The sequence below is a fragment of the Amycolatopsis taiwanensis DSM 45107 genome (assembly GCF_000519205.1).
Classification (GTDB): Bacteria; Actinomycetota; Actinomycetes; order Mycobacteriales; family Pseudonocardiaceae; genus Amycolatopsis_E; species Amycolatopsis_E taiwanensis.
The window spans coordinates 239,226-260,673 of sequence record NZ_JAFB01000005.1; the positions used below are offsets into that span (position 1 = coordinate 239,226).

A 21,448-nucleotide genomic window follows, 5' to 3' on the forward strand; every position below is an offset into this window, starting at 1 on the left:
GTCAGTCGTACGAGTAGAAGCCGCGACCGCACTTCTTGCCGAGCAGTCCGGCGTCGACCATGCGCAGCAGCAATGGCGGCGGCGAGTACAGGGGCTCCTTGAACTCCTCGTACATGGACTCGGCGATGGCCTTGATGGTGTCGAGCCCGATCAGGTCGGACAGGCGCAGCGGACCCATGGGATGCGCGGTGCCGAACTCCATCCCGCGGTCGATGTCCTCCGCCGAGGCGAACCCGGATTCGATCATCCGCACCGCAGAGAGCAGGTACGGCACCAGCAGCGCGTTCACGATGAAGCCGGCGCGGTCCTTGGACCGGATCACCGTCTTGCCGAGCGCGCCGGTGGCATGCTCGTCCGCCCGCCGGATCGTCTCTTCACCGGTGAGCAGGGACGGCACGAGTTCGACCAGCGGCAGCACCGGGACCGGGTTGAAGAAGTGGATACCGACCACCTGGGCCGGCCGGCCGGTGGCCATGCCGAGCTTCATGATCGGAATCGAGGAGGTGTTCGAGGCGAGAATGGCCTCCGGCCGCTCGACGATCTTGTCCAGCGAGCGGAACACCTCGACCTTGGCCTGCTCCTGCTCGATGATGGCCTCGACGACGAGATCGCGATCGGCGAACGCGCCCAGATCGGTGGTGAAGGACAGCCGGTTCAGCGCCGCCTCGGCGTCGTCCGCGGTGAGCTTTCCGTTGCGGACACCACGCTGCAGCGACTTCTCGATCCGCGCCCGGCCGGCGTCCAGTGCCGGCTGGCTCACCTCGGTGACGATCACGTCGGCGCCCGCCTTGGCATGCACCTCGGCGATCCCGGCACCCATCAGCCCCGCACCGACCACACCGACCTTCTCGATGTCGACCATCCGACCTCCTCATCGGCGCCACGCATACGACAGAGCCGTAGCGTGACCACTCACCACACCACGGTCACGTACACGTCACGACGCGAGGGCAGGCCCGGGGAGACCCCGGGCCCGCCCTCACCTCGTCAACAGTCAACGACGGTAGTCTTCGTCGTATTCGTCGGCGTACGGGTCCTCGTACTTGTCGTCCTCGTCGTGGGAGTTCTGAGAGGATTTACCTGACAGCTCGCGCTGCAAAGCGGCGAAGTCAGTGTCGTGAGTGCTGTACTTGAGCTCTCGCGCCACCTTCGTCTGCTTGGCCTTAGCCCGGCCGCGCCCCATGGCTCGACCCCCTCGCACAGGGACGGGGCGGCCGGGGGAAACGGCGGCCCCGCATCGTCTCGACAACTATTTCCTGTAGACACCGTACCTTGTCGCAGGGGGAGAATGCGACGCGGCTTCTCGTCTCGTGGCGAGAGTCTCCCCTCGGTACACCCGGCGGAGCGGCGACGTGCCACGATGCAAAGGTGCTTCGACCGTTCGTGGCTTATCTGCGGGTGTACGAGCCCCTGTCCACGTTCGGCGATCCGCCCCCTGGGCCGCTCGTCAAGGCGGTGAAGGACACTCGGCTGACCAGCGGGATGGCCGGGGAACGCGAGCATACGATGTGGCTCAAGTCACAGGTTTCCACGCCGGTCCGGTTGCTGCCCGCGGAGCTGGCCAACGGTCGAGCCGCGCCGAGCACGGCGACCGATGTGCTGGTGCTGGACCCGGCCGAGGTACCCGGCGAAACCGGACCCGGTCCGCTGGTCTGTCCGCTCGAACTGCGGGCCCGCTCGGCCGCCGCCCTGATCAGCTTCCTCGACGACGCACCGCCCGCGCTGCGGTCCGCCGTCGGAACGGCCACCGGATTCACCCCCGACAAGGCACGGTCCCGGGCCGGTGCCGCCCTGGGCAACCTGCCCAAGTCGGCCGTCCACATGCTGACCACCACCTGGACGGTCCCGCTGCCGTGGTTCGCGCTGGTCGACCCGGACCAGCGGCGGCTGGAGCTCGGTGACGGCCAGGATGACCCGCGGCGTGAGATGTCCTGGCGGGTGGCGATGCGGGACGCGCGGCGCCGGGTGACCGAAGCCCGGGAACTGGTGGGGCGCACGCTCGGCGAATCCGGGCCGGCCCGGATTCTCACCGAGACCGAGCGGTGGCTGACGAACTTCGATCCCGGCTCGGCGGTCGAACTCGACTACGGCGGCCTCGTACAGCTGATCACCGATGCGGACCTGGAGTCGGACACCTCCGCCGAGGAGGTGCACAGCATCCTGGCGGCGCTCCGGTCCGGGAACATCGAGCGCCTGGCCGAGCTGTTCGACGAGCTGCGCGGATACTGGAACACCATCGCCGCGCGGGAACACGCCAACTAGAAACCGGTCCGAAGTGACTTGCACAGCGGTGCAAGTGGACGGCCTCACCGCAAGCGGCTCCGCCGCTTTGAACGGCGTCAGTCCTCGCGGGCGCGCTCGGCCGCCAGCAGGTCGTCGACCGAGGCCGAGCCGCGGGCGTAACGAGCGGCGATCTCCGCGTTGAGCTGGTCCACCACGGCCTGCACCTCGCGCCGCCGCGCCGACACCGAGGTCTCTTCCTCGGCGTAGTCACCCAGAGTGGCCTCGAGCTTTTCGTCGCTGAGCGAGCTCACGTCCGACAGGTCGGCGTTGCCGACCAGAGCCTCGGCCTGCCGCCGGTGCTGACCGGTACGCGACGGTTCGAGCGGCTGGTGACGCCCCAGACCGCGGGCCGGCCGCAAGGCGTTGTCGGAGAGGATGGCCGCCAGCCGGTCCACGACGCTGAGTTCACCGCCGGTGCTGCGCCGGTCCTGTTCGGCGCGCACGATGTCGATCCGGGCGTGCAAAAGTCTTCGCAGATAGGACAGGTCGGTTTCTTCCTGTGCGGCTTCGTTACGGCGCTCACGCAGCTGGTCCAGAGACAGCTCTTCGAGGCCACGCACGTAGCCAGGGTCCAGGACGCGGTCGATACGGCGGCGCCCGCCCGGCCGGACTTCGATCACGGCGACATCCTGCTCTATCTTCCTCACCCACACCAGGGTGGATCTTTCCCGGTTACCCGCGAAGGCGGGTGGCCGCTTCCCGGCCCGGAGCCGCTCCCTCCGGGGGCACGGAGTCCGGGTCGACCGCGGCCTGCACGACCCGGTCCTCGGCGCCGGCCAGCAGCTCGGCGCCGACCGGGGTCGACCTCTTGATCAACGCGAGCGCCACCGGCCCGAGCTCGTGGTGCAGCGCCACGCTGCCCACCCGGCCGACGACCCGCTCTCCCATCCGCACCGGATCACCCGTTTCCGGGTAACGCTCGGGAGAACCGTCGAGATGCAGCAGAAGCATCCGCCGGGGCGGGCGGCCCACGTTGAACACCTTCGCCACGGTCTCCTGGCCTCGGTAGCAGCCCTTCGCCACGTGCGCCGCACTGCCGATCCAGTTCACCTCGTGCGGGATGGTGCGCTCGTCGGTGTCCACCCCCAGCCGCGGACGCAGCGACTCGACCCGTAACGCGTCGAACGCCCAGCTGCCGGCCGGACGCGCACCCGCGTCGGTGAGCCGCTGCCACCAGCCGGTGAGCTCGCCACGGGGCACCACGAGGTCCACGCTGGACCGGCCCGGCCACGGCATCCGCCGGGCGAAGCCGCCCGGCACGGCGGCCACGGCATGGGCCTCGCCGCCGAGCTCGACATCCACCGCGGCCAGGACGGAATCGGCGTCCGGGCCCAGCACGGAGAGCACGGCCAGTTCCCCGGTCACGTCGGCGATCTCCACCTGCGACCAGAACTTCATCGCTTCGAGGTACTCACGCAGCGTCTGCGGCCCGCCCTTGGGCAGGGCGCTGGTCGCGTGCGCCCCGGGATCGGTGTCGAGATAGACCGCTTCTCCCACGTGCGCCAGCACCATGTGCGTGTCGACATGACCCTGGCTGTCCAGCACCAGGGCCTCGGTGCCGCCGGCCAGCTCGGTGACGTGCTGGGAGACGACCAGATGCAGCCAGGACAACCGTTCCGGGCCGCTCACCCGCAGTACTTCCCGGTGCGAGCGGTCGACCACGGCGGCGTTCCGGGTCGCGGTGCGCTGTTCGGCGAACGGATCCCCCCAATGCCACGGCACGCCCTGCTCGGGATGAGCCTCCGGCGGGGCGATCGAACCGGGCACGTCGAGCAACGGTGACTGGTAGGGCATAACCCGATCGTAGGCCGTCAATGTTTTCACCGGATCCTCCAGTGATCATCTTGGCACGGTGAGTAGGTTGGGCTGATGACCGTTCTCGCCTTCCTCGACGGCACCCTCGCGGATCCCGGCGCGGCCCACCTCCGGGTCGACGACCTCGGCCTGATGCGCGGAGACGGCGTCTTCGAAACCATCCTCGTCACGGGCGACACCGCCCGGGAGCTGCGGCCGCATCTCGACCGGCTCGCCCGCTCGGCGGCCATGCTCGACCTGCCCGAGCCGGACGACGAGGCATGGCAGCGAGCGACCCGCCTGGTGATCGACAACTGGCGCGGCAGCCCCGAGTTCGCGATCAAGCTCGTCTACACGCGCGGCGTGGAAGGCGACCCGTCCGCCACCCCGACCGCCTTCGCGCTGGGGCTGGAGATTTCCGAACGGGTCGTGCGCGCGCGGGCCGACGGCGTCGCGGCCGTCACCCTGGACCGCGGCATCGACCCCGGTCTCGGGGAACGGGCGCCGTGGCTGCTGCTCGGCGCGAAATCCCTGTCGTACGCGGTGAACATGGCGGCGGGCCGGGAAGCGGCCCGCCGCGGCGCGGACGACGTGGTGTTCACCGCGACCGACGGCTCGGTGCTGGAGGGGCCCACCTCCACGGTGATCATCGCCCGGGAGCGGACCCTTTACACGCCACCGGCGACCATCGGCATCCTGCCCGGCACGACACAGGCGGCGGTGTTCCGCGGTGCCGAGCGCGCGGGCTGGACGACCAAAATCGAACCATTGACCCTCGACGACCTGCACGGCGCCGACGGGGTGTTCCTCGCCTCCTCGGTCCGCAAGCTCACCCGCGTGCACACCCTGGACGGCAAGACCCTGCCCGACTCGACGCCCCTACACCGCGAACTCGCCGAGGCATACGAAACCGTCTACGCCTAACTGCGTGCTGGAAAACCGCTGATCGCCTCCAGTCGGTCGGCGAGTTGCCGGGGGCGGCTGAGGGCGATCATGTGCCCGCCGTCGATCTCGTCAGGAACGATCCTGAGGCGTTGGGCGACGACGCGCCGCATGAACGCGGCGGGCAGGAACCGGTCATGACGGCAGAGCAGGAATGTCGTCGGTGTCGCCGGCCACGTGGACAGGGGCCAGGACTGGGTGAACGGGGTGGTGGACTGCGTGCGGCTGTGCGTCCGCGCCTCGGTTGCCAGCTCGGCCGGAACATCATGGAAGAACAGGGCGTCCTCGTCGTCCGGGTGTCGGCTGTCTCGTTCGTCCTGCTCGCGGCGGGCCTGCTCGTAGCCGGTGTTGGTCCACCAGTCGCCGGGGGCTTCACCAGGCTGCGGGATCATCGCGGACAGCAGCACCAGCCGCTGGACTGGGACGCACTGGCAGACCAGCGGTGCGGTGAACCCGCCGAAGGAGTGGGCGACCAGCACGGTTCCGGCGGGATCGTCGATGGCTGCGGCCACGGTGTCGGCGTACTCGAACAGCCCGGCCGCGTCATCGTCGCAGGGCAGGTCGGGAGTGGCCACGCGGTGGCCGCGGGAGCGTAGTTCGCCGTCGACCAAGTGCCAGTACCAGGAATCGGACCCGGCCCCGGGGATGAACACATACTCGGCCATCACGCCCGCCCCCGCCGCGCGAACTCGGCCGCCGTGGAGCCGCCCGGGAACCGGGTCTGGAAGTCCAGGACTCCCACCCAGACCGGGCGCACCGCGATCCGGGCCATCCGTACCCCGGGGCCGCTGACGGCCGCGACCTGGGCCGCGGCCCGCTCCTCACCGCCGTAGCGGCGCAGGGCCAGCCCGTACTCCGGTACGATCCCGTCGATCTCGGTGACCTGGGCACGACCACGCAACAGCAGCGCCCGCGGCTGGGCCGCGGCCGCGTCGATCGTGATCGCCACCTCGGGCCTGGTCCGCAGCGCCGCGATCTTGCGGGCGGGGACGAACGTGGACAGGACCACCTCGTGCCCGGTCCAGTGGAACAGCATCGGAAACACGCGCGGTGTGCCGTCCGCGGCCACATACGCCACCCGCGCTAGCTCGGTCGAGGTCAGCAGGACCTGCGCGATGTCGCTGTCCAGCAGACGGACATCGCCCTGCGGCAGCGCCGCCAGTTCCTCGCGTGTCAGTGTGTGCACACCTGGCTCCTTAGGGTCATCGACCGCGTCGGTCGCGATCGTGCCCTGTGAGACCGGTGGAACGCGGAAAAGGAATCGAAGCCGATCAGGGCAGGGTCGCAGGCAAGCCGAACGCGTCGAACACCTCAGGCTGGAACGCGGTGATCTCGGCGATCCGCCCGTCCTCGACCCGCAGCACGTTGAGCACCTGTGCCCGATAGGAACGCTCTCCCGGCTGGCGGAGGTAGCCCGCCATGGCCGGCTGCCGGTTCGCCCAGACCGGCACGCCCCGCCACTGCCCCTCGTGCAGGGGCGATCCCGGCCCCAGGGTGTGCTCGGCGAACGCGGCGACTTCCGCCCGGCCGGCGAAGGAATACGGCAACGGCGGCATGGACAGTCGCACATCCTCGCTCAACAACTCCGCGAACGCCGCGATGTCGGCGCGCTCGTGGGCCGCCATGAAACGCCGCAGCAACTCCCGCTCCTGCCCAGTCGGGGCCACCGGGGCCGGAGCCTGCCCGGCGGGTCGTTGCGGCAGATGCGCCCGCAGCACGGGCCGAGCCCGCTGCAACGCGCTCTTCACCGCGGCCACGCTCATCTCCAGCAACTCACCGGTCTCCGCCGCTGACCAGCCGAGCACGTCCCGCAGGATCAGCACCGCCCGTTGCCGGGGCGGCAAGTGCTGGATGGCCACCAGGAACGCCAACTCGATGGTCTCCCGGGCGACCACCACGGTCTCCGGCTCCGCGTCCCGGTCAGCCACCGGCTCCAGCAACCGATCCGGAAACGGCTGCAACCATCCCACCTCCGCCGGTCCGCCAGCCTCACCCGGCGCTGGCTGCCGCGAGCGCCGGTCAAGGAAGTCCAGGCACACGTTCGTCGCGATCCGATACAGCCACGCCCGAAACGTCGAGCTGCCCTGGAAACTCCCGCGATAGCGCCACGCCCGCAGCAACGTCTCCTGCACCAGGTCCTCGGCCTCGTCGAACGAGCCCAGCATCCGGTAGCAGTGCACCCGTAACTCCCAGCGGTACCGCTCAGCCAACCCCGCGAACGCCGCCTCATCCCCAGCGTGCGCAGCGGCGACGCCCTCACCCTCCACCACCGCGACCCTACCCACACTCACTCCCACCAGCGCCCTGTCCTGCTGGAACAACCGGATGCGCCGGACCGGGTCGAGAAGGGGTCCAGGCGTTCAAACGGACGATCGACGTACGACTCGGGACTTCCGTCAGCCGACGACGCGGCGCAGGTGGGCTGAGGTGTGGGGCTGCATGGGCTGCCCCATCATCGCGCGTTCCTCGACGTAGCCGAGGTCGCCGTTGTTGATGAGGCCGTAAAGCCGCTGCGCTCCCGTGACTTCCTTCGCCGACGCGGTACGCACCACCGCGTCGGTGCCCAGCTCCCACGCCGTCTGGCTGCGCGGCTTTCCGTAGAAGATCTCGACGATGCCCGTGGCGTGGGCGAGCAGGAGTTCGATCGTGTCGTCGGGCTGCGGCCGCCACCAGCCCACTTCGCGGGCCGCGGGGCGAATCACGTTGCCTTCGTCGTCGATCAGCCAGGCCCGGGACTCGTGGTACAGGAACGGCCGGCCGTCGTGCGCGATGGTCAGCTGCTGCGCGAACTTCTGCGGCCCGTCGATCGTCGGGTAGTTCACTTCGCCTTCGCCGCGCCAGACGCCGACCAGCGGGAGCAGGGCGAGGCAGGCGGCGTTGAGGTCGGCACCTTCGCGCAGGTTCGCGGTGTCGACCGGGATCGGCAGGTCGGGAAGGGTGCCGAACGGGGGCAGGTTGCGCTGGCGAGTCTGCTCAGCGCGTCGCTCCGCTGCCTGGATGGCGTCGTCGCCACTGGTCATGGGATCAGCGCTGGTCGGCGTACAGCCGGTAGACGACGTAGAACGCGAACCACAGCACGGCGATCGCGACGATCACCAGCAGCGTTGTAAACAGGATCTCCACGTCTGCAGGATAGCCGCCGCTCAGCCGCTCACACGCGCCGCACCTGCGTGGCAAGCCCCACCTTGCGTTCGGGCACGAAGACGGCCGCCTTGCCGGGTTCGGGACCGACAAGGTGGCCATGGAGACACCCGGGTCAGCTTCCCGTTCGGATCACCGCTCAAGGGCCGTTCCGCCGCCAAACGTTGCCGCCGCCTGCCGCCCGTTTGCCTGGTTCTCCGCGACGTAGGGCCGCAGTTCCGTCTCGTATGCGCCGAAGGCGGTCGGGTGGTCGCCGCCGGCCGAGGCCAGGTGGCGGGCGAGCGTCCGGGCGCCGATCAGTGCTTGTGAGGTGCCCATTCCGCTGGTCGGCGCGGCGCAGTACCCCGCGTCACCAATCAGCGCGACCCGGCCGCGTGACCAGCGGTCCAGGTGCACCTGGCAGGCCGAGGAGAAGTAGAAGTCGTCGGCCCGGCTCAACGCCTCCAGCAGTCGGGGCACCTCCCAGCCGTGCCCGGCGAAGGCGGCGCGCACCGCCTTCTCCTGCTCGTGGCGGCCGCGTCGATCCAGGGCGGGTGAGGGGTGGCGAAGGAAAGGCTGACCGTGAGCCGGTCCGCCGGATCGGCACTGAATACGTAGATCGCCGCGTCATCGAGATGCTGCAGCAACCCGGCGTGGTCGAGGCCGAGGTAGTTTGCGGTACGGGCGGGGTCTGGGGGTTGCACCCCCAGACCACACAGCCGCCTCAAGGTTTCGCTACCCACACCGCCTGCGAGCAACAGTCTCTAGCCGACGGAGATGGCGACCTGGTGTAGGCCGGGCGCCGCCGCGTCGACCGACGCTTCGCCGGTGCCGTTGCGGTGCAATGCACGAACCGTCCACGTTCCGGGAGCGGCATAGAAGCGGAAGTCGCCCCCGGCCGAAGCCTGGACCTCGCCGGCGAAGTCGCCGTCGCCGTTGAGCAGGCGCACGTAGGCACCGGCCAGCGGGCCCTGCGTGCCACTCACCTTGCCGGCCACCACGACCTGCCCCTGGGTGTCCAGATCCGCCGGGGTGCCGGTCTGCACCGGAGCGCCACAGCCGTCATTGCTCATTTCTTGACTCCAGTCTCGATCGGCACGCCGACCAGCGAGCCGTACTCGGTCCACGATCCGTCGTAGTTCTTCACGTCCGACAACCCCAACAGCTCGTGCAGGGCGAACCAGGTGTGACTGGACCGTTCGCCGATCCGGCAGTAGGCGATGGTCGCCTTGCCCTCATCGAGGCCCTCCCGCGCGTAGAGCTCGGAGATCTCCTCGTTGGTCTTGAAGGTGCCGTCCTCGTTCGCGGTCTTGGCCCACGGCACGTTGAGCGCCGTCGGGATGTGCCCGGCCCGCTGCGCGGACTCCTGCGGCAGGTGCGCGGGCGCCAGCAGCTTGCCGGAGAACTCGTCGGGCGAGCGGACATCGATCAGGTTCTTGTTCCCGATCGCGTCGACCACCTCGTCGCGGAAGGCGCGGATCGAGGTGTCCGGGTCCTTCGCGACGTAGCCGGTGCGCTCGCGCTTGACCTCGTCGCGGGTGAGGTCGCGGCCGTCCAGTTCCCACTTCTTGCGGCCGCCGTCGAGCAGCTTGACCTTCTCGTGGCCGTAGAGCTTGAAATACCAGTAGGCGTAGGCGGCGAACCAGTTGTTGTTGCCGCCGTAGAGGATCACCAGGTCGTCGTTCGAGATTCCCTTGTCGGACAGCAGGGCTTCGAAGCCCGCCCGGTCGACGAAGTCGCGGCGGACCGGGTCCTGCAGCTCGTTCTTCCAGTCGATCTTGACCGCGCCGCGGATGTGGCCGCCGTCGTAGGCGGTGGTGTCCTCGTCCACCTCGGCGAAGACCACGCCGGGGGTGTCCAGGTTCTCCTCGGCCCACTGCGTCGTGACCAGGACGTCTTCACGGCTCATTTGATTTTCTCTCTTCTCGTGGGTGGACTGCTGGGACGCCTTCTGCGGGCTCGGCGTCAAAGCACCACGGCGTCCTCGGACCGGCTACAGGCCCCAGAACAACTCCCTGTACCGGGCAGCAAGGAGAGTGGGACGGCGGAGCTCGCGGATCAGCTCACGCGCGACACAGGCTGCTACGCACGCGGCAAAGATCGACCGCGCGGCGTTGCGTCAGCAGTGTGAGAGGCAACCTGTGCACGTCCCTCACACTACCGACGCTCTCTTTCCCTGGGAACCGCGCTCAACATGTGGAACGCGTGCGTCGAGCAACCGCGGCGGCCCGCCGCAGCAGTCCGGCCACGGTCACCTCCCGGTGAACTTCACGTTCTGCGCCTCACCCTTGACGGTCACCGACCCGCTGTTCACCTGCACCGCGGTGGGCGTCACCGCGAAGGGCAGGTCGCCGGTGTCGAAGGTGGCCTTGAAGTTGGGCAGCAGCGCCTGTTGCACCGCCTGGGGAACGACCGTGGTCTCCTTGTCATTCCCGTACTGCAGGCGCTTGGGCACGATGTCGATCGACGTGCCGTGCAACTCGATCATCGCGAAGCAGAAGATCTCGATCTTCTGGCCGGCGATCTGGACGTAGCCGGAGACGCGGATGCCGGCCTTGGACTTGTCCTGTTCCTCTTCCTGCTGCTTGCCGTCCTGATCGGAACCGCTGGAATCCTTCGCGTCCTGCCCGGTCTGCACGTATTCCACGCTCGACGGCTCGATGCGCAGGTCCTCGACCCTGGTCAGCGGATCGATCTTGGCGATGTCGCTGGCCTTGATGGTGACCTGCGCCTCCAGCTTGCCGACGAGGATGGCACTGGTGTTGCCATTCATCAGGTCCGACAGCGGCGCCGTGACGTCTTTGAGCTCGGCGTTGATGTCGACGTCCTTCAGGTTCTGGATCGGCACCCCGGACGCGGACACGGAGATGCGGCTGTAGTCACCGCTGAGCGCCTGCGTGATGAACGGGAACCCGTGGATCGTCACCGACGGGTCGTCGGTCAGGCCGAGCTGTTGCCGCGCCTTCTGGGACACGGTGTGTTCGGCGAACGCGGCCAGCCCGAAATCCGCGCCGACGAGGATGGCGACCAGCACGGCGAGGCTGATCAGGATCCGGCGGGTACGGCGGCCACGGCGCTTGGCGGCCTCGGGCGCGACAGGGCTGACTGGTCTGCTCACTCTTCGTATTCCGATCTGTGGGTCCCCGCTTGACGTCGTGTGACGAGTATGGCAAGGGGGAGGTTTTTCCCGTGTTCGGCAGCTAGTCTGGCTTAACGGCGCACTGGGGGCATGCGAGGTTACGAGAAAGAAGGCGATGATGATGAGCCTTAACTTGCTCGTGCTCACCCCCGAGCCCGACGCTACCTCTGTCCTACCAGCCCTGGATCTGTTGCCGCACACCGTCCGCGTGCGCGCACCGGAGGTTACGGCGTTGCTGGACGCCGGTCACCGCGACGTCATCCTCCTGGACGCCCGGACCGAGCTGGCCGCCGCGAAGAGCCTGTGCCGGCTGCTCAAGGGCACCGGCGAGGACGAGGCCGGCTCTCCGGTCATCGCCGTCGTGGGCGAGGGCGGGCTGGTCGCGGTGAGCGCCGAGTGGCGGATGGACGACATCCTGCTGCCCACCGCCGGCCCCGCCGAGATCGACGCCCGGCTGCGCCTGGCGACCACGCGGGATGGCGCGCCGGCCCAACTCGACGCCGAACTGCGGATCGGCGACCTGGTCATCGACGAGGCCACCTACACCGCCCGGCTGCGCCGCCGCACCCTTGAGCTCACCTACAAGGAGTTCGAGCTGCTCAAGTACCTGGCCCAGCACGCGGGCCGGGTGTTCACCCGCGCCCAACTGCTCCAGGAGGTCTGGGGCTACGACTTCTTCGGCGGCACCCGCACCGTGGACGTGCACGTCCGGCGGCTGCGCGCCAAGCTCGGCCCCGAGCACGAGCAGATGATCGGCACGGTGCGCAACGTGGGCTACAAGTTCGAGCGGCCGGCCAAGAACGTCACCAAGAACCCCGTCGGCCGGCTCTCCTTCGAGACCGGCGACCTGCCGAGCGGGGTGTCGACGCACTGACTGGAGATGCCCTGACTGGAATCGTGTGGGCCGAAGAACTTGACGAGACCACCGCGCGCGAGGTCGGTGAACTACTGTTCGCCGCACGCGAAGCCGACGGGCAGCCGGAAGGCGTCACCGCTCCCCGCGGTGGCCTCCACCTGTTGGCCCGGGAGTCCGGTGAGCTGGCCGGGTACGCGCACCTCGACACCGCAGGAGACTCCTTCGGCCGTCAGGTCGCCGAACTGATCGTGCATCCGGACCACCGCGGCCGGGGCGTGGGCACCAGGCTCGCCCGCGCGCTCGCGGACCGGGTCCCGGCGAAAGAACTCCGGGTCTGGGCACACGGTGATCACCCGGCGGCCGCGCGGATCGCCGAACGCGAAGGCTTCCGCCGGGCGCGAGAGCTGCTGATCATGCACACGCCGGTGCGCGACGACTGGCCCGAACCCGTGCTGCCGCCCGGAATCTCGCTGCGCGCGTTCGTGCCGGGGCAGGACGAGCAGGCGATGATCGAGGTCAACGCCCGGGCCTTCGACTGGCATCCCGAACAGGGCAGTCTCAGCGTCGAGGACCTGACCTCGGCCGAAGCCGAAAGCTGGTTCGACCCGGCCGGGTTCTTCCTGGCCGAGCGGGACGGCCGGGTGGTCGGCTTTCACTGGACGAAGGTGCATCCCGCCCATCCGCGCCGGTTCGGCGGGGAACCGGTCGGCGAGGTGTACGTGGTCGGCGTGGACCCGGACGCCCAGAACGGCGGGCTCGGCAAGGCGCTGACCGTGGCCGGGCTGCGCTACCTGCGAGAGCGGGGACTCGGGCAGGTCATCCTCTACGTCGAGTCGGACAACCTGCCCGCGATCGCCGTCTACGGCCGGCTCGGCTTCACCCGCTACCGATCCGACATCCAGTACGAGCACTGAGCTTTAGAGTGCTGAAGTGGCTTGCGTGGCGGTGCGGGTAGCGGAACCTCAGACGCCTTCTCGCTCCGGGATCGCCTCCTCATGAATGCCCAATTCACCACGTCGGCGCTGTCCTCGCGAGAAGACGCCTGAGAACCCGCGGCGGCGCAAGCTGCGTGCCTCACAGCAAGCGGCTCCGCCGCTTCAAAACAGTTTCCTAGGCGCGCACCCTGGCGAAGCGGGCCACCAGGCGGGCGATCAGGTTCAGCGCGATGACCACCAGGATCAGGGTCAGCGCACCCGTCCACGCCCGGTCGATCGCGGTCGCGTTGGGCTGGCCGGCCTCGGCGAACACGAACAGCGGCAGTGACGCCTGCGGCCCGTCGAACGGGTTGAAGTTGATCGACTGGGCCCCGAACACGGTGAGCAGCACCGGGGCCGTCTCGCCCATCACGCGAGCGACCGCGAGCATCACACCGGTCACGATCCCCGCCGTCGCGGTCGGCAGGACCACGCGCACCACGGTGATCCATTTGGCCACGCCCAGGGCATACGACGCCTCACGCAGGCTGTGCGGAACCAGCTTGAGCATCTCCTCGGTGGAGCGGATCACCGTGGGGAGCATCAGCACGATCAGGGCCAGCGAGCCCGCGAACCCCGAGTAGCTCTGCCCGAGCAACACGATCCACAGGGCGAGGATGAACAGGCCGGCCACGATCGAGGGCAGGCCGGTCATCACGTCGACGAGGAAGCTGACCACCCGGCCGAGCCGGCCGGTGCTGTACTCGACCAGGTAGATGGCGACCAGGATGCCCAGCGGCGCGGCGATCGCGGTGGCGATGCCGACCTGCTGCAGGGTGCCGATGATCGCGTGGTAGGCCCCGCCGCCGGCATCGCCCTCGGCGACCGAGCGCATCGAGTGGGTGAAGAAGACCGGGTCGAAGCGGGCCAGGCCGCGGTAGATCGTGTAGCCGAGGACGCCGACCAGCGCCAGCACGGCGAACAGCACGGTCGCGAGCAGCACGTTGGTCATCAGCCGGTCCTTGGCGTGACGCCAACCCTCGACCAGCGTGGAGACCACGGTCAGCCCGACCACGTACAGCACCGCGGCGATCAGGATGAAACCGACGTAGCCGTCCAACGGCGTGAACAGGAACAGCAAGCCGGTGACCGCGATGGCACCCGCGGCGGTGCCCAGCAGCGCCGGCCAGGTCAGCCTTGGCCGGGTCAACGGGCTGGAGACCAGCGGCCGGTCGAGGACCTCGCTCACGCCTTCGCCTCTTTCGTGCCACGCCGGACGATCGCCCGGGCTCCGAAGTTGACCACCAGGGTGATCGCGAACAGGACCAGGCCGGAGGCGATCAACGCGCTCCGGCCGGCGGCGCCGGCATCGCCGAACTTGTTGGCGATGTTCGCCGCGATGGTCGCACCCGCGGGATCCAGGATCCGGAAGGTGATCACGTTGCTCGCCGAGAGCACCAACGCGACCGCGATCGTCTCCCCGACCGCACGGCCGAAGCCGAGCACGACCGCGCTGATCATGCCCGAGCGGCCGTAGGGCAGCACGGCCATGCGCACCATTTCCCAGCGGGTGGCGCCCAGCGCGAACGCGGCCTCGATGTGCTCGCTCGGGGTCTGGATGAAGACCTCGCGGCACAGCGCCGCCACGATCGGCAGGATCATCACGGCCAGCACCACGCCCGCCGCGAACATCGACTTGCCGTAGGTCTGGTTCGTCGACGCGAACAGCGGAATCCAGCCGAAGTAGCGGTTGAGGAACTCGCTGAGCGGGATCAGGTTCGGCACCAGCCAGATCAGGCCCCACAGCCCGAACACCACGCTGGGCACCGCGGCCAGCAAGTCGATCACGTAACCGAGCGGGCGCGCGATGGCCCTCGGCGCGTACTGGCTGATGTAAAGCGCGACGCCGATCGCGATCGGCACGCCGATGACCAGCGCGATCAACGAACTGAGCACGCTGCCGAAGGCCAGCGCGGCGATACCGAACACCCCGCTTTGGTCCGGATCCCAGGTCAGCGTGGTGAAGAAGTTCGCCTTGTTGGACTGGAAGGCCGGCAGCGCTTGCATGATCAGGAAGGCCGCGATGACCCCCAGGAGAACGAGGATCAGCAGCCCGGACGCCTTCGCGAGCCAACGGAAGAGCATGTCCCCGCGACGGGACGGGTGCCGGGAGAGCCGCGAGGCCAGGTCCACGGCCACCGGCGTGGTCGCGGTGCCGGGTGGCTCCGGAGGCTGGTTGCTGGTGATGGCGCGCTCCTTGATGCCGTGCCGTTACAGGTTTCCGATACCCGCATGGTCCGCCTCGCTAACCCAGCGGGCGAGGCGGACCAGCCGGTCGGTCAGCCCAGCGAGTTCACCGCCGCCGCAACCTTGGTCTGCAGGTCCGCCGGCAGCGGAACGTAGCCCTGGTTGGTCAGCGGGGTTTGCCCGTCGTTGCTGGCCAGGTAGGACAGGAAGTTCTTGAGCAGCGGCAGCTTCGCGCTGTCGTTGCCGCTCTGGCACACGATCTCATATGTCACCAGCACGGCCGGGTAGGCGTCCGCGTCCGCGTTGGTGTAGTCGAACTCCAGCTTGAGGTCGTTGCCCGTGCCGACGGTCTTCGCCTTGGCGAGGAAGTTCTTCACGTTGTCCGTGGTGAGTTCCACGAACTTGCCGCCGGCGTTGCCCAGCTTGGCGTAGGGGAGCTGGCTCTGCGTGGCGAACGAGAGTTCCATGTAGCCGATGGCACCCGGTGTGCTCTTCACCCCCTGGGCGATGCCCTGGGTTCCGTTGGAGCCCTGACCGCCCGGAGCCGGCCAGTTCTTGTTGGCCTCGAACGGGAAGTCCGCCTTGGCCTCCTTGGCCAGGTAGTTGCTGAAGTTGTAGCTGGTGCCCGACCCGTCGGACCGGTGGAAGGTCTGGATGCCCAGCGACGGCAGCTTGACGCCCGGGTTGTCGGTGGCGATCGCCTGGTCGTCCCAGTTGGTGATCTTGCCGGTGAAGATCTTGGCCAGGGTGCTCGCCGACAGGTTCAGCGGTTGCTTCACGTCGGGCAGGTTGTAGCCGACCGCGATCGGCCCGGGCACCATGGGCAGGTTGATCGCGGGGCCGGTCTTGCACCGGGCATCCGCGGCCGGCTGGTCGGAGGACGACAGTGCGAAGTCCGAACCGGCGAAGTCGATGGTGCCCTGCTGGAACTGCTGGACGCCCTTGCCCGAGCCGCCGCCCTGGTAGTTGATCGTCGCGTCTTTGCAGCTGTTCTGGTAAGCCTTGACCCACTCCGACATGGCGTTCGCCTGCGCGGTGGAGCCGGCCGCGGTCAACGTGCCGGACGCGCACTGGATGTTGGCCGTGGGCTGGTTCGGGTTCGGCGCGCCGGACGTGTTGTTGTCAGTGCCACAGGCAGCCAGCAGCAGCGCACCAGCCGCGAGAGCACTGGCCGCGACACCATGCCGCTTGGTAATCACGTGAGATTCCTCCAACGGACGCATAACTCATCGCGACGGTGCGTCGCGCAACCGGACGGTAAGCAACCCCGATGGAGCAAAAGTGGATATGACGTTAACGAGAGGTGAAACCGACGTGTGTAGTTATTCCGTCCCGGACCAGTGAACACTGGCGTACAAATGGCCAGGGTAAGCCTTTTCGCCGGCACTCGCGCCGGCACCGGCCATAGCCCGTTCAGCCGGCCACGGCAAGGTGATGCTTACCGTACGCTGTTCATCTGTCGTTCACCTTTTCTGACCTGTCCGGCCATCCACGAACCCTACCCTTGTGCCGCGGTCGACAGTTCCGACCTGGGGTGGGGACGCTCGCTACCCTGAGAGGGTCGCTGCGGCCTGGCCCGAGTCTCGAGCAGAAGTGAGCGTTTCCGCGATGGCAAAGCGAATCGACGTCAAGGACCTCGACATTTACTACGGCAAGTTCCACGCCGTGGACAGTGTGACGCTGTCCGTACCGCCGCGGAACGTGACCGCGTTCATCGGCCCGTCCGGCTGCGGAAAGTCCACGGTGCTACGCACACTGAACCGTATGCACGAGGTCATTCCGGGGGCCCGCGTGGACGGCGAGGTGCTGCTCGACGGCGAGAACATCTACGCGCCCAACGTGGACGCGGTGCAGGTACGGCGCACCATCGGCATGGTGTTCCAGCGCCCCAACCCGTTCCCGACCATGTCGATCAGGGACAACGTCGTCGCGGGCCTGAAGCTGGCCGGCAGCAAGAACAAGAAGCACCTCGACGAGGTCGCGGAACGGGCGCTGCGTGGTGCCAACCTGTGGAACGAGGTCAAGGACCGGCTGAACAAACCGGGCGGCGGGCTTTCCGGCGGGCAGCAACAGCGGTTGTGCATCGCGCGGGCGATCGCCGTTCGGCCGGACGTGCTCCTGATGGACGAGCCGTGCTCCGCGCTGGACCCGATCTCGACGCTCGCCATCGAGGATCTGATCGGCGAGCTGAAGAAGGACTACACCATCGTCATCGTGACGCACAACATGCAGCAGGCAGCCCGCGTCTCGGACCAGACGGCGTTCTTCAACCTCGCGGGGGTCGGCCAGCCCGGCCGGCTCGTCGAGCTCAACGACACCGAGAAGATCTTCTCCAACCCCGACGAGAAGGCCACCGAGGACTACATCTCCGGCCGTTTCGGCTGAGTGGACGACCCCACGAAAACGTCTCCGGCGCGATGTGCCGGGCGCGGTAGCGTCGAGGCGTGGTTTCGGTTTACGTAGAAGGTGCCGGCGAAAGGCTGCCATCCACCGGAGCGGCGGCGGTGGCCGGACGGGCGCTGGGCGCCATCCCGCCCACCGTCCAGATCCTGATCGGCATCGTCAGCGTGCAGGCCGGCGCGGCGCTGGCCAAACAGCTGTTCGCGGTCGCGGGACCGGCCGGGACGGTGGCCCTGCGGCTGTTCTTCGCCGCCGTGGTCCTGTTGCTGATGTGGCGGCCCGTGCAGGAAGCGCGGCGTCTCGGCCGGCGCGGGTGGCTGGTGGTACTGGCCTACGGCGTCGTGCTCGGCCTGATGAACCTGTGCTTCTACATGGCGCTCGCCCGCATCCCGCAGGGCATCACCGTCACCATCGAGTTTCTCGGCCCGCTCACCGTCGCGCTCGCCGGGTCACGCCGCCTGCTCGACGCGCTGTGGGCGCTGCTCGCGGCGGGCGGGGCCGTGCTGCTGACCGAAACCCGCGGCGATCTTTCCCTGGTCGGCATCCTGTTCGCGCTCGGCGCGGCGGTCTGTTGGGGAGGTTACATCCTGCTCGGCTCCGCACTGGGCAACCGCACCTCCGGCGGCAACGGGCTCGCCCTCGGGATGGCCGCCGCGGCACTGGTCGCCACGCCCGCCGGGATCGCCCAGACCGGCAGCGCCCTGCTCTCCCCGACGGTGCTGGCCGTCGGGCTCGCGGTCGCACTGCTCTCGTCGGTCGTCCCGTACTCGCTGGAGCTGGAAGCACTGCGGCGGATCCCACCGCGGGTCTTCGGCGTGCTGATGAGCCTCGAACCGGCGGTGGGCGCGCTCGCCGGTTTCGTCGTGTCGGGCGAGCTGCTGCACCCGCTGCAGTGGCTCGCGCTCTGCTGTGTGATGGCGGCCTCGATCGGTGCGACCCGCTCGACCAGCAAAAACGGCCGGTAGGCTAGGTCCCGTGAGTGTCCTCGACGGTTATCCGGAAACGGCGGTGCTCGCGCGCGGACTAACCCAGGAACTAATGGTCTACAAGTTCGCGGTCGACGAGCTGATGACGAAGTTGAAGATCCTCTCCGAGGAGTTCGACTTCGCGCACCAACACGATCCGATCGAGCACATCACCAGCCGGGTCAAGCAGCCGCAGGCGATCCTGGACAAGATGCGCCGCAAAGGTCTGCAACCGACGCTGGCTGCGGTCAAGGAACACATCGAGGACATCGCCGGGATCCGCGTGGTGTGCCCGTTCGTGCCGGACGTCTACACCGTCGCCGGGATACTCGGCCGCCAGGACGACGTGGAGATCGTCAAGACCAAGGACTACATCGCCGAGCCCAAGGCGAACGGCTACCGCAGCCTGCACCTGATCGTGCGCATCCCGGTGTTTCTCTCCGACCGGGTGGAACGGGTCAAGGTGGAGATCCAGATGCGCACGATCGCGATGGACTTCTGGGCCGCGGTGGAGCACAAGCTGTTCTACAAGTACGACGGTGAGGCGCCGAAGGACTTCGCCGCCGAACTGCTCGTGGCCGCCGAGACCGCGGCCGATCTGGACGCGCGGATGAACGCCCTGCACCGGCGCATCCGGTAGCCCCCTTTAGACGTCCTCGTCCGCGCCGTAGCCGGGCATCTTGCCGGTGGCCACGAAGATCATCCGCTTCGCCACCGAGACCGCGTGGTCGGCATACCGCTCGTAGAAGCGGCCGAGCAGGGTCACGTCCACCGCGGCGGCCACCCCGTACGCCCAGTCCTTGTCCATGATCACGCTGAACAGGTGGCGGTGGATGTCGTCGACGTGGTCGTCGTCGGCCTCCAGCGCACGGGCCGCCTCCACGTCCTGGGACTTGATGATCTCCTGGGTGCGCAGGGCGAGCTTCACCCCGAGCTCGCCCATCTCGGCGAAGTAGGGGCGGACCGGCTCGGGCAGCGCACACTCCGGATGCCGCCGCCGCGCCGTCTTGGCCACGTGCAGGGCGAGATCGCCCATGCGCTCGACGCTTTCCGCGGCGTGGATCGCCGCGAGCACCGTCCGCAGGTCGGTCGCCACCGGAGCCTGCAACGCCAGCAGGGCGTATGCCTGCTCCTCGCATTCGGCTCGCAGGTCGTCAATCTTCGCGTCGTCCCCGATCACCTGCTCGGCCAGCGCCAGGTTTGCCTCCAGCAGGGCCTCGGTCGCCCGCTCCATGGCGGTCGCCACCTGCACGGACATTTCGGCGAGCCGATCCGCCAGTTGTTTGAGTTCGACGTGGTAAGCCTCGCGCATGCCCACACTCTAAGGCCCCAGTTTGGCGAACGCCGCATCGCGGAGTGAACCCACGATGAACCGTGGGAAACGAGTTGTCGGCCGGGCTATCCGTTCCGCGTCGACGGTTTGGTGTTGCCGCCGGCCTGCGCTGCGGTGGACGACGATGCGGACCCGGAGTCGGTACCGGGCAACGGGCCGTCCTCGATGAGGGCCTGGAAGATGGCCTTCGCCTTGCTGTCCACCAGTACCTCGTTGCCCCGGCTGTTCGCTTCGCCAACCGTCGGCGCAGTCATGAAGTTGACCTTGCTCGGGTCGAGGCCCTTCATCGACTGGGCCAGCGTGAGCATCTGGTCCACACCGACGTTGTCGCCGAAGGTCGCCTTGGCGAAGGCGGTGACGAAGCCGGAGAGCTGACCGGGGTCGGTCATCACGCCCTGGGACATGACCTTTTCCATCAGGGCCTGGATGAACTCCTGCTGGCGCTTGATCCGCCCGTAGTCCGAGGTGGGGTCGCCGATCACATGGCGGGCGCGGACGAAGCTGAGAGCCTGGTCGCCGGAGATCGTGACCGCACCGGTCTGCGCCACCACCATGCCGAGCACGCTGTCCTTGATCGGCTTGTCGACCTGCACGGTGACGCCATGTACCGCGTCGACCATGTCCTTGAAGCCACCGAAGTCGATCCCGATGAAGTGGTTGATCTTCATGCCGGTCAGCTGCTGCGTCCACTTCGTCAGGCAGCGCGGGCCGCCGATGGCGTACGCGGTGTTCAACTTGACCTTCGTCGCCGCGGGCACGACTTCGTTGGTGTAGTCGTTCTTCGTCACGTCGAACCGGTTGCACTCGGGACGGGAGATCTCCAGGTCACGGGGGAAGGAGATGATCACGGCCCGCTGCCGGTCGGCCGGGACGTGCGCGAGCATGATCGTGTCCGAGCGCGCGCCCTGGACCTCGTCGGCGTTGCCGACGTTCTCCTCATCGGTGGCCCCGGCGCGCGTGTCCGAGCCGGCGATCAGGAAGTTCTCGTCGCCGGTCTGTGCGCCCGCGTCCTGGATGTCGGCCGAGTTCTCGTCCAGCGCGGAAACCTGGGTGAACTTGCTGTTGAACCAGGTCTTCGCGCCCCAGGCCGTGCCAATGCCGAGGAAGATCAGGGCGGCCAGCACGACCGCGACGATGCGGCCGATCTTGAGCGACCGCTTGATGCGGCGCTCCTTCTTCTCCTGCAGCCGGGTCTGCGATGGCGCCTCGTCCGGCTCCGCCGCGTTGCGGGCGGACTCGTCGCCGCCGCGGATCGGCGCGACCACCCGCTGCAGCCGCGTCCTGGTCTGCTCGATGAGCTGCATGGGACGGGACGTGAAGCGCTCGAAACGCTGTTTTCGCCGGGCTTCCTCCGCGGCGAGCTCGTCATGCGCGGCAGAGAACCGGGCCAGCGTGTTGTCGATCTTGCGCCGGACCTTGGTGCTGTCGTCGATCGGCTCCATCTCGTCGGTCATG

Annotated in this window: 25 protein-coding genes; 7 read left to right on the forward strand and 18 right to left on the reverse strand. The window is 68.4% G+C overall.

Going from position 1 to position 21,448, the window contains the following annotated elements:
* Position 1: 1 nt before the first annotated feature.
* Together A3CU_RS0106025 and A3CU_RS0106030 are read right to left on the reverse strand one after the other, a co-directional pair.
* The gene (locus tag A3CU_RS0106025) at positions 2 to 862 is read right to left on the reverse strand and encodes a 3-hydroxybutyryl-CoA dehydrogenase (protein ID WP_084143102.1); all 861 of its coding nucleotides are present in this window, start codon (positions 860 to 862) and stop codon (positions 2 to 4) included.
* 132 nt (positions 863 to 994) lie between these two features.
* The gene (locus A3CU_RS0106030) at positions 995 to 1,183 is read right to left on the reverse strand and encodes a DUF3073 domain-containing protein (RefSeq protein WP_027941514.1); all 189 of its coding nucleotides are present in this window, start codon (positions 1,181 to 1,183) and stop codon (positions 995 to 997) included.
* A gap of 185 nt (positions 1,184 to 1,368) precedes the next feature.
* On the opposite strand from A3CU_RS0106030, the gene A3CU_RS0106035 reads away from it, so the two are divergent.
* A complete protein-coding gene (locus A3CU_RS0106035) occupies positions 1,369 to 2,262 on the forward strand; it encodes a DUF8083 family protein (RefSeq protein ID WP_027941515.1) in 894 nt (297 codons plus the stop codon).
* 77 nt (positions 2,263 to 2,339) lie between these two features.
* Here A3CU_RS0106035 and A3CU_RS0106040 read toward each other — a convergent pair whose 3' ends face one another.
* Together A3CU_RS0106040 and ygfZ are read right to left on the reverse strand one after the other, a co-directional pair.
* Entirely contained in the window at positions 2,340 to 2,903 is a 564-nt protein-coding gene (locus tag A3CU_RS0106040) for an RsiG family protein (protein WP_027941516.1), read from the reverse strand.
* A 52-nt stretch (positions 2,904 to 2,955) separates the two neighbouring features.
* Entirely contained in the window at positions 2,956 to 4,077 is a 1,122-nt protein-coding gene (gene ygfZ, locus A3CU_RS0106045; protein ID WP_027941517.1) for a CAF17-like 4Fe-4S cluster assembly/insertion protein YgfZ, read from the reverse strand.
* Between the two features lie 75 nt (positions 4,078 to 4,152).
* Between ygfZ and A3CU_RS0106050 the strand changes: the two genes are divergently transcribed.
* On the forward strand, positions 4,153 to 5,001 hold the full coding sequence (locus A3CU_RS0106050) for an aminodeoxychorismate lyase (protein WP_027941518.1): 849 nt from the start codon (positions 4,153 to 4,155) through the stop codon (positions 4,999 to 5,001).
* Here the strand turns inward: A3CU_RS0106050 and A3CU_RS0106055 are convergent.
* The 9 genes from A3CU_RS0106055 to A3CU_RS0106095 all read right to left on the reverse strand — a co-directional run bounded on the left by A3CU_RS0106055 (position 4,998) and on the right by A3CU_RS0106095 (position 11,257).
* The gene (locus tag A3CU_RS0106055) at positions 4,998 to 5,684 is read right to left on the reverse strand and encodes an alpha/beta fold hydrolase (protein WP_027941519.1); all 687 of its coding nucleotides are present in this window, start codon (positions 5,682 to 5,684) and stop codon (positions 4,998 to 5,000) included. The genes A3CU_RS0106050 and A3CU_RS0106055 overlap by 4 nt on opposite strands.
* A complete protein-coding gene (locus A3CU_RS0106060) occupies positions 5,684 to 6,205 on the reverse strand; it encodes a pyridoxamine 5'-phosphate oxidase family protein (RefSeq protein WP_027941520.1) in 522 nt (173 codons plus the stop codon). The genes A3CU_RS0106055 and A3CU_RS0106060 overlap by 1 nt, the downstream gene beginning before the upstream one ends.
* 85 nt (positions 6,206 to 6,290) lie before the next feature.
* Complete coding sequence (locus tag A3CU_RS0106065; RefSeq protein WP_245616894.1) at positions 6,291 to 7,304, reverse strand: RNA polymerase subunit sigma-70; 1,014 nt, start codon at positions 7,302 to 7,304, stop codon at positions 6,291 to 6,293.
* Positions 7,305 to 7,415: 111 nt separating this feature from the next.
* Complete coding sequence (locus tag A3CU_RS0106070; RefSeq protein ID WP_027941522.1) at positions 7,416 to 8,039, reverse strand: heme-binding beta-barrel domain-containing protein; 624 nt, start codon at positions 8,037 to 8,039, stop codon at positions 7,416 to 7,418.
* Positions 8,040 to 8,292: 253 nt separating this feature from the next.
* Complete coding sequence (locus A3CU_RS43625) at positions 8,293 to 8,652, reverse strand: FAD-dependent monooxygenase (protein WP_027941523.1); 360 nt, start codon at positions 8,650 to 8,652, stop codon at positions 8,293 to 8,295.
* A 251-nt stretch (positions 8,653 to 8,903) separates the two neighbouring features.
* Complete coding sequence (locus tag A3CU_RS0106085; RefSeq protein ID WP_027941524.1) at positions 8,904 to 9,212, reverse strand: DUF1416 domain-containing protein; 309 nt, start codon at positions 9,210 to 9,212, stop codon at positions 8,904 to 8,906.
* Entirely contained in the window at positions 9,209 to 10,048 is an 840-nt protein-coding gene (locus A3CU_RS0106090; RefSeq protein ID WP_027941525.1) for a sulfurtransferase, read from the reverse strand. The genes A3CU_RS0106085 and A3CU_RS0106090 overlap by 4 nt, the downstream gene beginning before the upstream one ends.
* Before the next feature lie 154 nt (positions 10,049 to 10,202).
* Complete coding sequence (locus A3CU_RS55545; protein ID WP_425388224.1) at positions 10,203 to 10,295, reverse strand: putative leader peptide; 93 nt, start codon at positions 10,293 to 10,295, stop codon at positions 10,203 to 10,205.
* 95 nt (positions 10,296 to 10,390) lie between these two features.
* Positions 10,391 to 11,257: an LmeA family phospholipid-binding protein gene (locus tag A3CU_RS0106095; protein ID WP_169739595.1), complete on the reverse strand. Its 867-nt coding sequence runs from the start codon at positions 11,255 to 11,257 to the stop codon at positions 10,391 to 10,393.
* Between the two features lie 142 nt (positions 11,258 to 11,399).
* Here A3CU_RS0106095 and A3CU_RS0106100 point away from each other — a divergent pair, with 142 nt between their 5' ends.
* Positions 11,400 to 12,152, forward strand: a complete 753-nt coding sequence (locus tag A3CU_RS0106100) for a response regulator transcription factor (protein ID WP_027941527.1) — start codon at positions 11,400 to 11,402, stop codon at positions 12,150 to 12,152.
* A gap of 11 nt (positions 12,153 to 12,163) precedes the next feature.
* Positions 12,164 to 13,048 (forward strand): mycothiol synthase, encoded by an 885-nt coding sequence (gene mshD, locus A3CU_RS0106105; RefSeq protein ID WP_156960252.1) that lies wholly within the window; start codon positions 12,164 to 12,166, stop codon positions 13,046 to 13,048.
* 196 nt (positions 13,049 to 13,244) lie between these two features.
* Here the strand turns inward: mshD and pstA are convergent, their stop codons facing one another.
* The 3 genes from pstA to pstS form a co-directional block, all read right to left on the reverse strand.
* Entirely contained in the window at positions 13,245 to 14,297 is a 1,053-nt protein-coding gene (gene pstA, locus A3CU_RS0106110) for a phosphate ABC transporter permease PstA (protein ID WP_027941529.1), read from the reverse strand.
* Positions 14,294 to 15,241: a phosphate ABC transporter permease subunit PstC gene (pstC, locus tag A3CU_RS0106115; protein WP_245616896.1), complete on the reverse strand. Its 948-nt coding sequence runs from the start codon at positions 15,239 to 15,241 to the stop codon at positions 14,294 to 14,296. The genes pstA and pstC overlap by 4 nt, the downstream gene beginning before the upstream one ends.
* Positions 15,242 to 15,387: 146 nt before the next feature.
* Positions 15,388 to 16,494, reverse strand: coding sequence for a phosphate ABC transporter substrate-binding protein PstS (pstS, locus tag A3CU_RS0106120; protein WP_027941531.1), 1,107 nt, complete (start codon positions 16,492 to 16,494; stop codon positions 15,388 to 15,390).
* A gap of 409 nt (positions 16,495 to 16,903) precedes the next feature.
* On the opposite strand from pstS, the gene pstB reads away from it, so the two are divergent.
* From pstB to A3CU_RS0106135, 3 genes are all read left to right on the forward strand, one after another.
* Entirely contained in the window at positions 16,904 to 17,680 is a 777-nt protein-coding gene (gene pstB, locus A3CU_RS0106125) for a phosphate ABC transporter ATP-binding protein PstB (RefSeq protein ID WP_027941532.1), read from the forward strand.
* A 59-nt stretch (positions 17,681 to 17,739) separates the two neighbouring features.
* Positions 17,740 to 18,660 carry an EamA family transporter gene (locus A3CU_RS0106130; protein ID WP_027941533.1) on the forward strand — a complete coding sequence of 307 codons (921 nt, stop codon included), beginning with the start codon at positions 17,740 to 17,742 and terminating at the stop codon, positions 18,658 to 18,660.
* Positions 18,661 to 18,733: 73 nt separating this feature from the next.
* Complete coding sequence (locus tag A3CU_RS0106135) at positions 18,734 to 19,300, forward strand: GTP pyrophosphokinase (RefSeq protein ID WP_084143104.1); 567 nt, start codon at positions 18,734 to 18,736, stop codon at positions 19,298 to 19,300.
* Between the two features lie 6 nt (positions 19,301 to 19,306).
* On the opposite strand, the gene phoU is transcribed toward A3CU_RS0106135, so the two are convergent.
* Together phoU and A3CU_RS52220 are read right to left on the reverse strand one after the other, a co-directional pair.
* Entirely contained in the window at positions 19,307 to 19,972 is a 666-nt protein-coding gene (gene phoU, locus A3CU_RS0106140) for a phosphate signaling complex protein PhoU (RefSeq protein ID WP_027941535.1), read from the reverse strand.
* Positions 19,973 to 20,058: 86 nt separating this feature from the next.
* Positions 20,059 to 21,447 carry an LCP family protein gene (locus tag A3CU_RS52220; protein WP_043840656.1) on the reverse strand — a complete coding sequence of 463 codons (1,389 nt, stop codon included), beginning with the start codon at positions 21,445 to 21,447 and terminating at the stop codon, positions 20,059 to 20,061.
* Position 21,448 lies beyond the last annotated feature (1 nt).

Coding starts and splice junctions, on each gene's coding strand:
- A3CU_RS0106025 (WP_084143102.1), bottom strand. CDS start 862: ATGGTCGACATCGAGAAGGTCGGTGTGGTCGGTGCGGGGCTGATGGGT.
- A3CU_RS0106030 (WP_027941514.1), bottom strand. CDS start 1,183: ATGGGGCGCGGCCGGGCTAAGGCCAAGCAGACGAAGGTGGCGCGAGAG.
- ygfZ (WP_027941517.1), bottom strand. CDS start 4,077: ATGCCCTACCAGTCACCGTTGCTCGACGTGCCCGGTTCGATCGCCCCG.
- A3CU_RS0106050 (WP_027941518.1), top strand. CDS start 4,153: ATGACCGTTCTCGCCTTCCTCGACGGCACCCTCGCGGATCCCGGCGCG.
- A3CU_RS0106055 (WP_027941519.1), bottom strand. CDS start 5,684: ATGGCCGAGTATGTGTTCATCCCCGGGGCCGGGTCCGATTCCTGGTAC.
- A3CU_RS0106070 (WP_027941522.1), bottom strand. CDS start 8,039: ATGACCAGTGGCGACGACGCCATCCAGGCAGCGGAGCGACGCGCTGAG.
- A3CU_RS0106085 (WP_027941524.1), bottom strand. CDS start 9,212: ATGAGCAATGACGGCTGTGGCGCTCCGGTGCAGACCGGCACCCCGGCG.
- A3CU_RS0106090 (WP_027941525.1), bottom strand. CDS start 10,048: ATGAGCCGTGAAGACGTCCTGGTCACGACGCAGTGGGCCGAGGAGAAC.
- A3CU_RS0106100 (WP_027941527.1), top strand. CDS start 11,400: ATGAGCCTTAACTTGCTCGTGCTCACCCCCGAGCCCGACGCTACCTCT.
- pstB (WP_027941532.1), top strand. CDS start 16,904: ATGGCAAAGCGAATCGACGTCAAGGACCTCGACATTTACTACGGCAAG.
- A3CU_RS0106135 (WP_084143104.1), top strand. CDS start 18,734: ATGGTCTACAAGTTCGCGGTCGACGAGCTGATGACGAAGTTGAAGATC.
- phoU (WP_027941535.1), bottom strand. CDS start 19,972: ATGCGCGAGGCTTACCACGTCGAACTCAAACAACTGGCGGATCGGCTC.
- A3CU_RS52220 (WP_043840656.1), bottom strand. CDS start 21,447: ATGACCGACGAGATGGAGCCGATCGACGACAGCACCAAGGTCCGGCGC.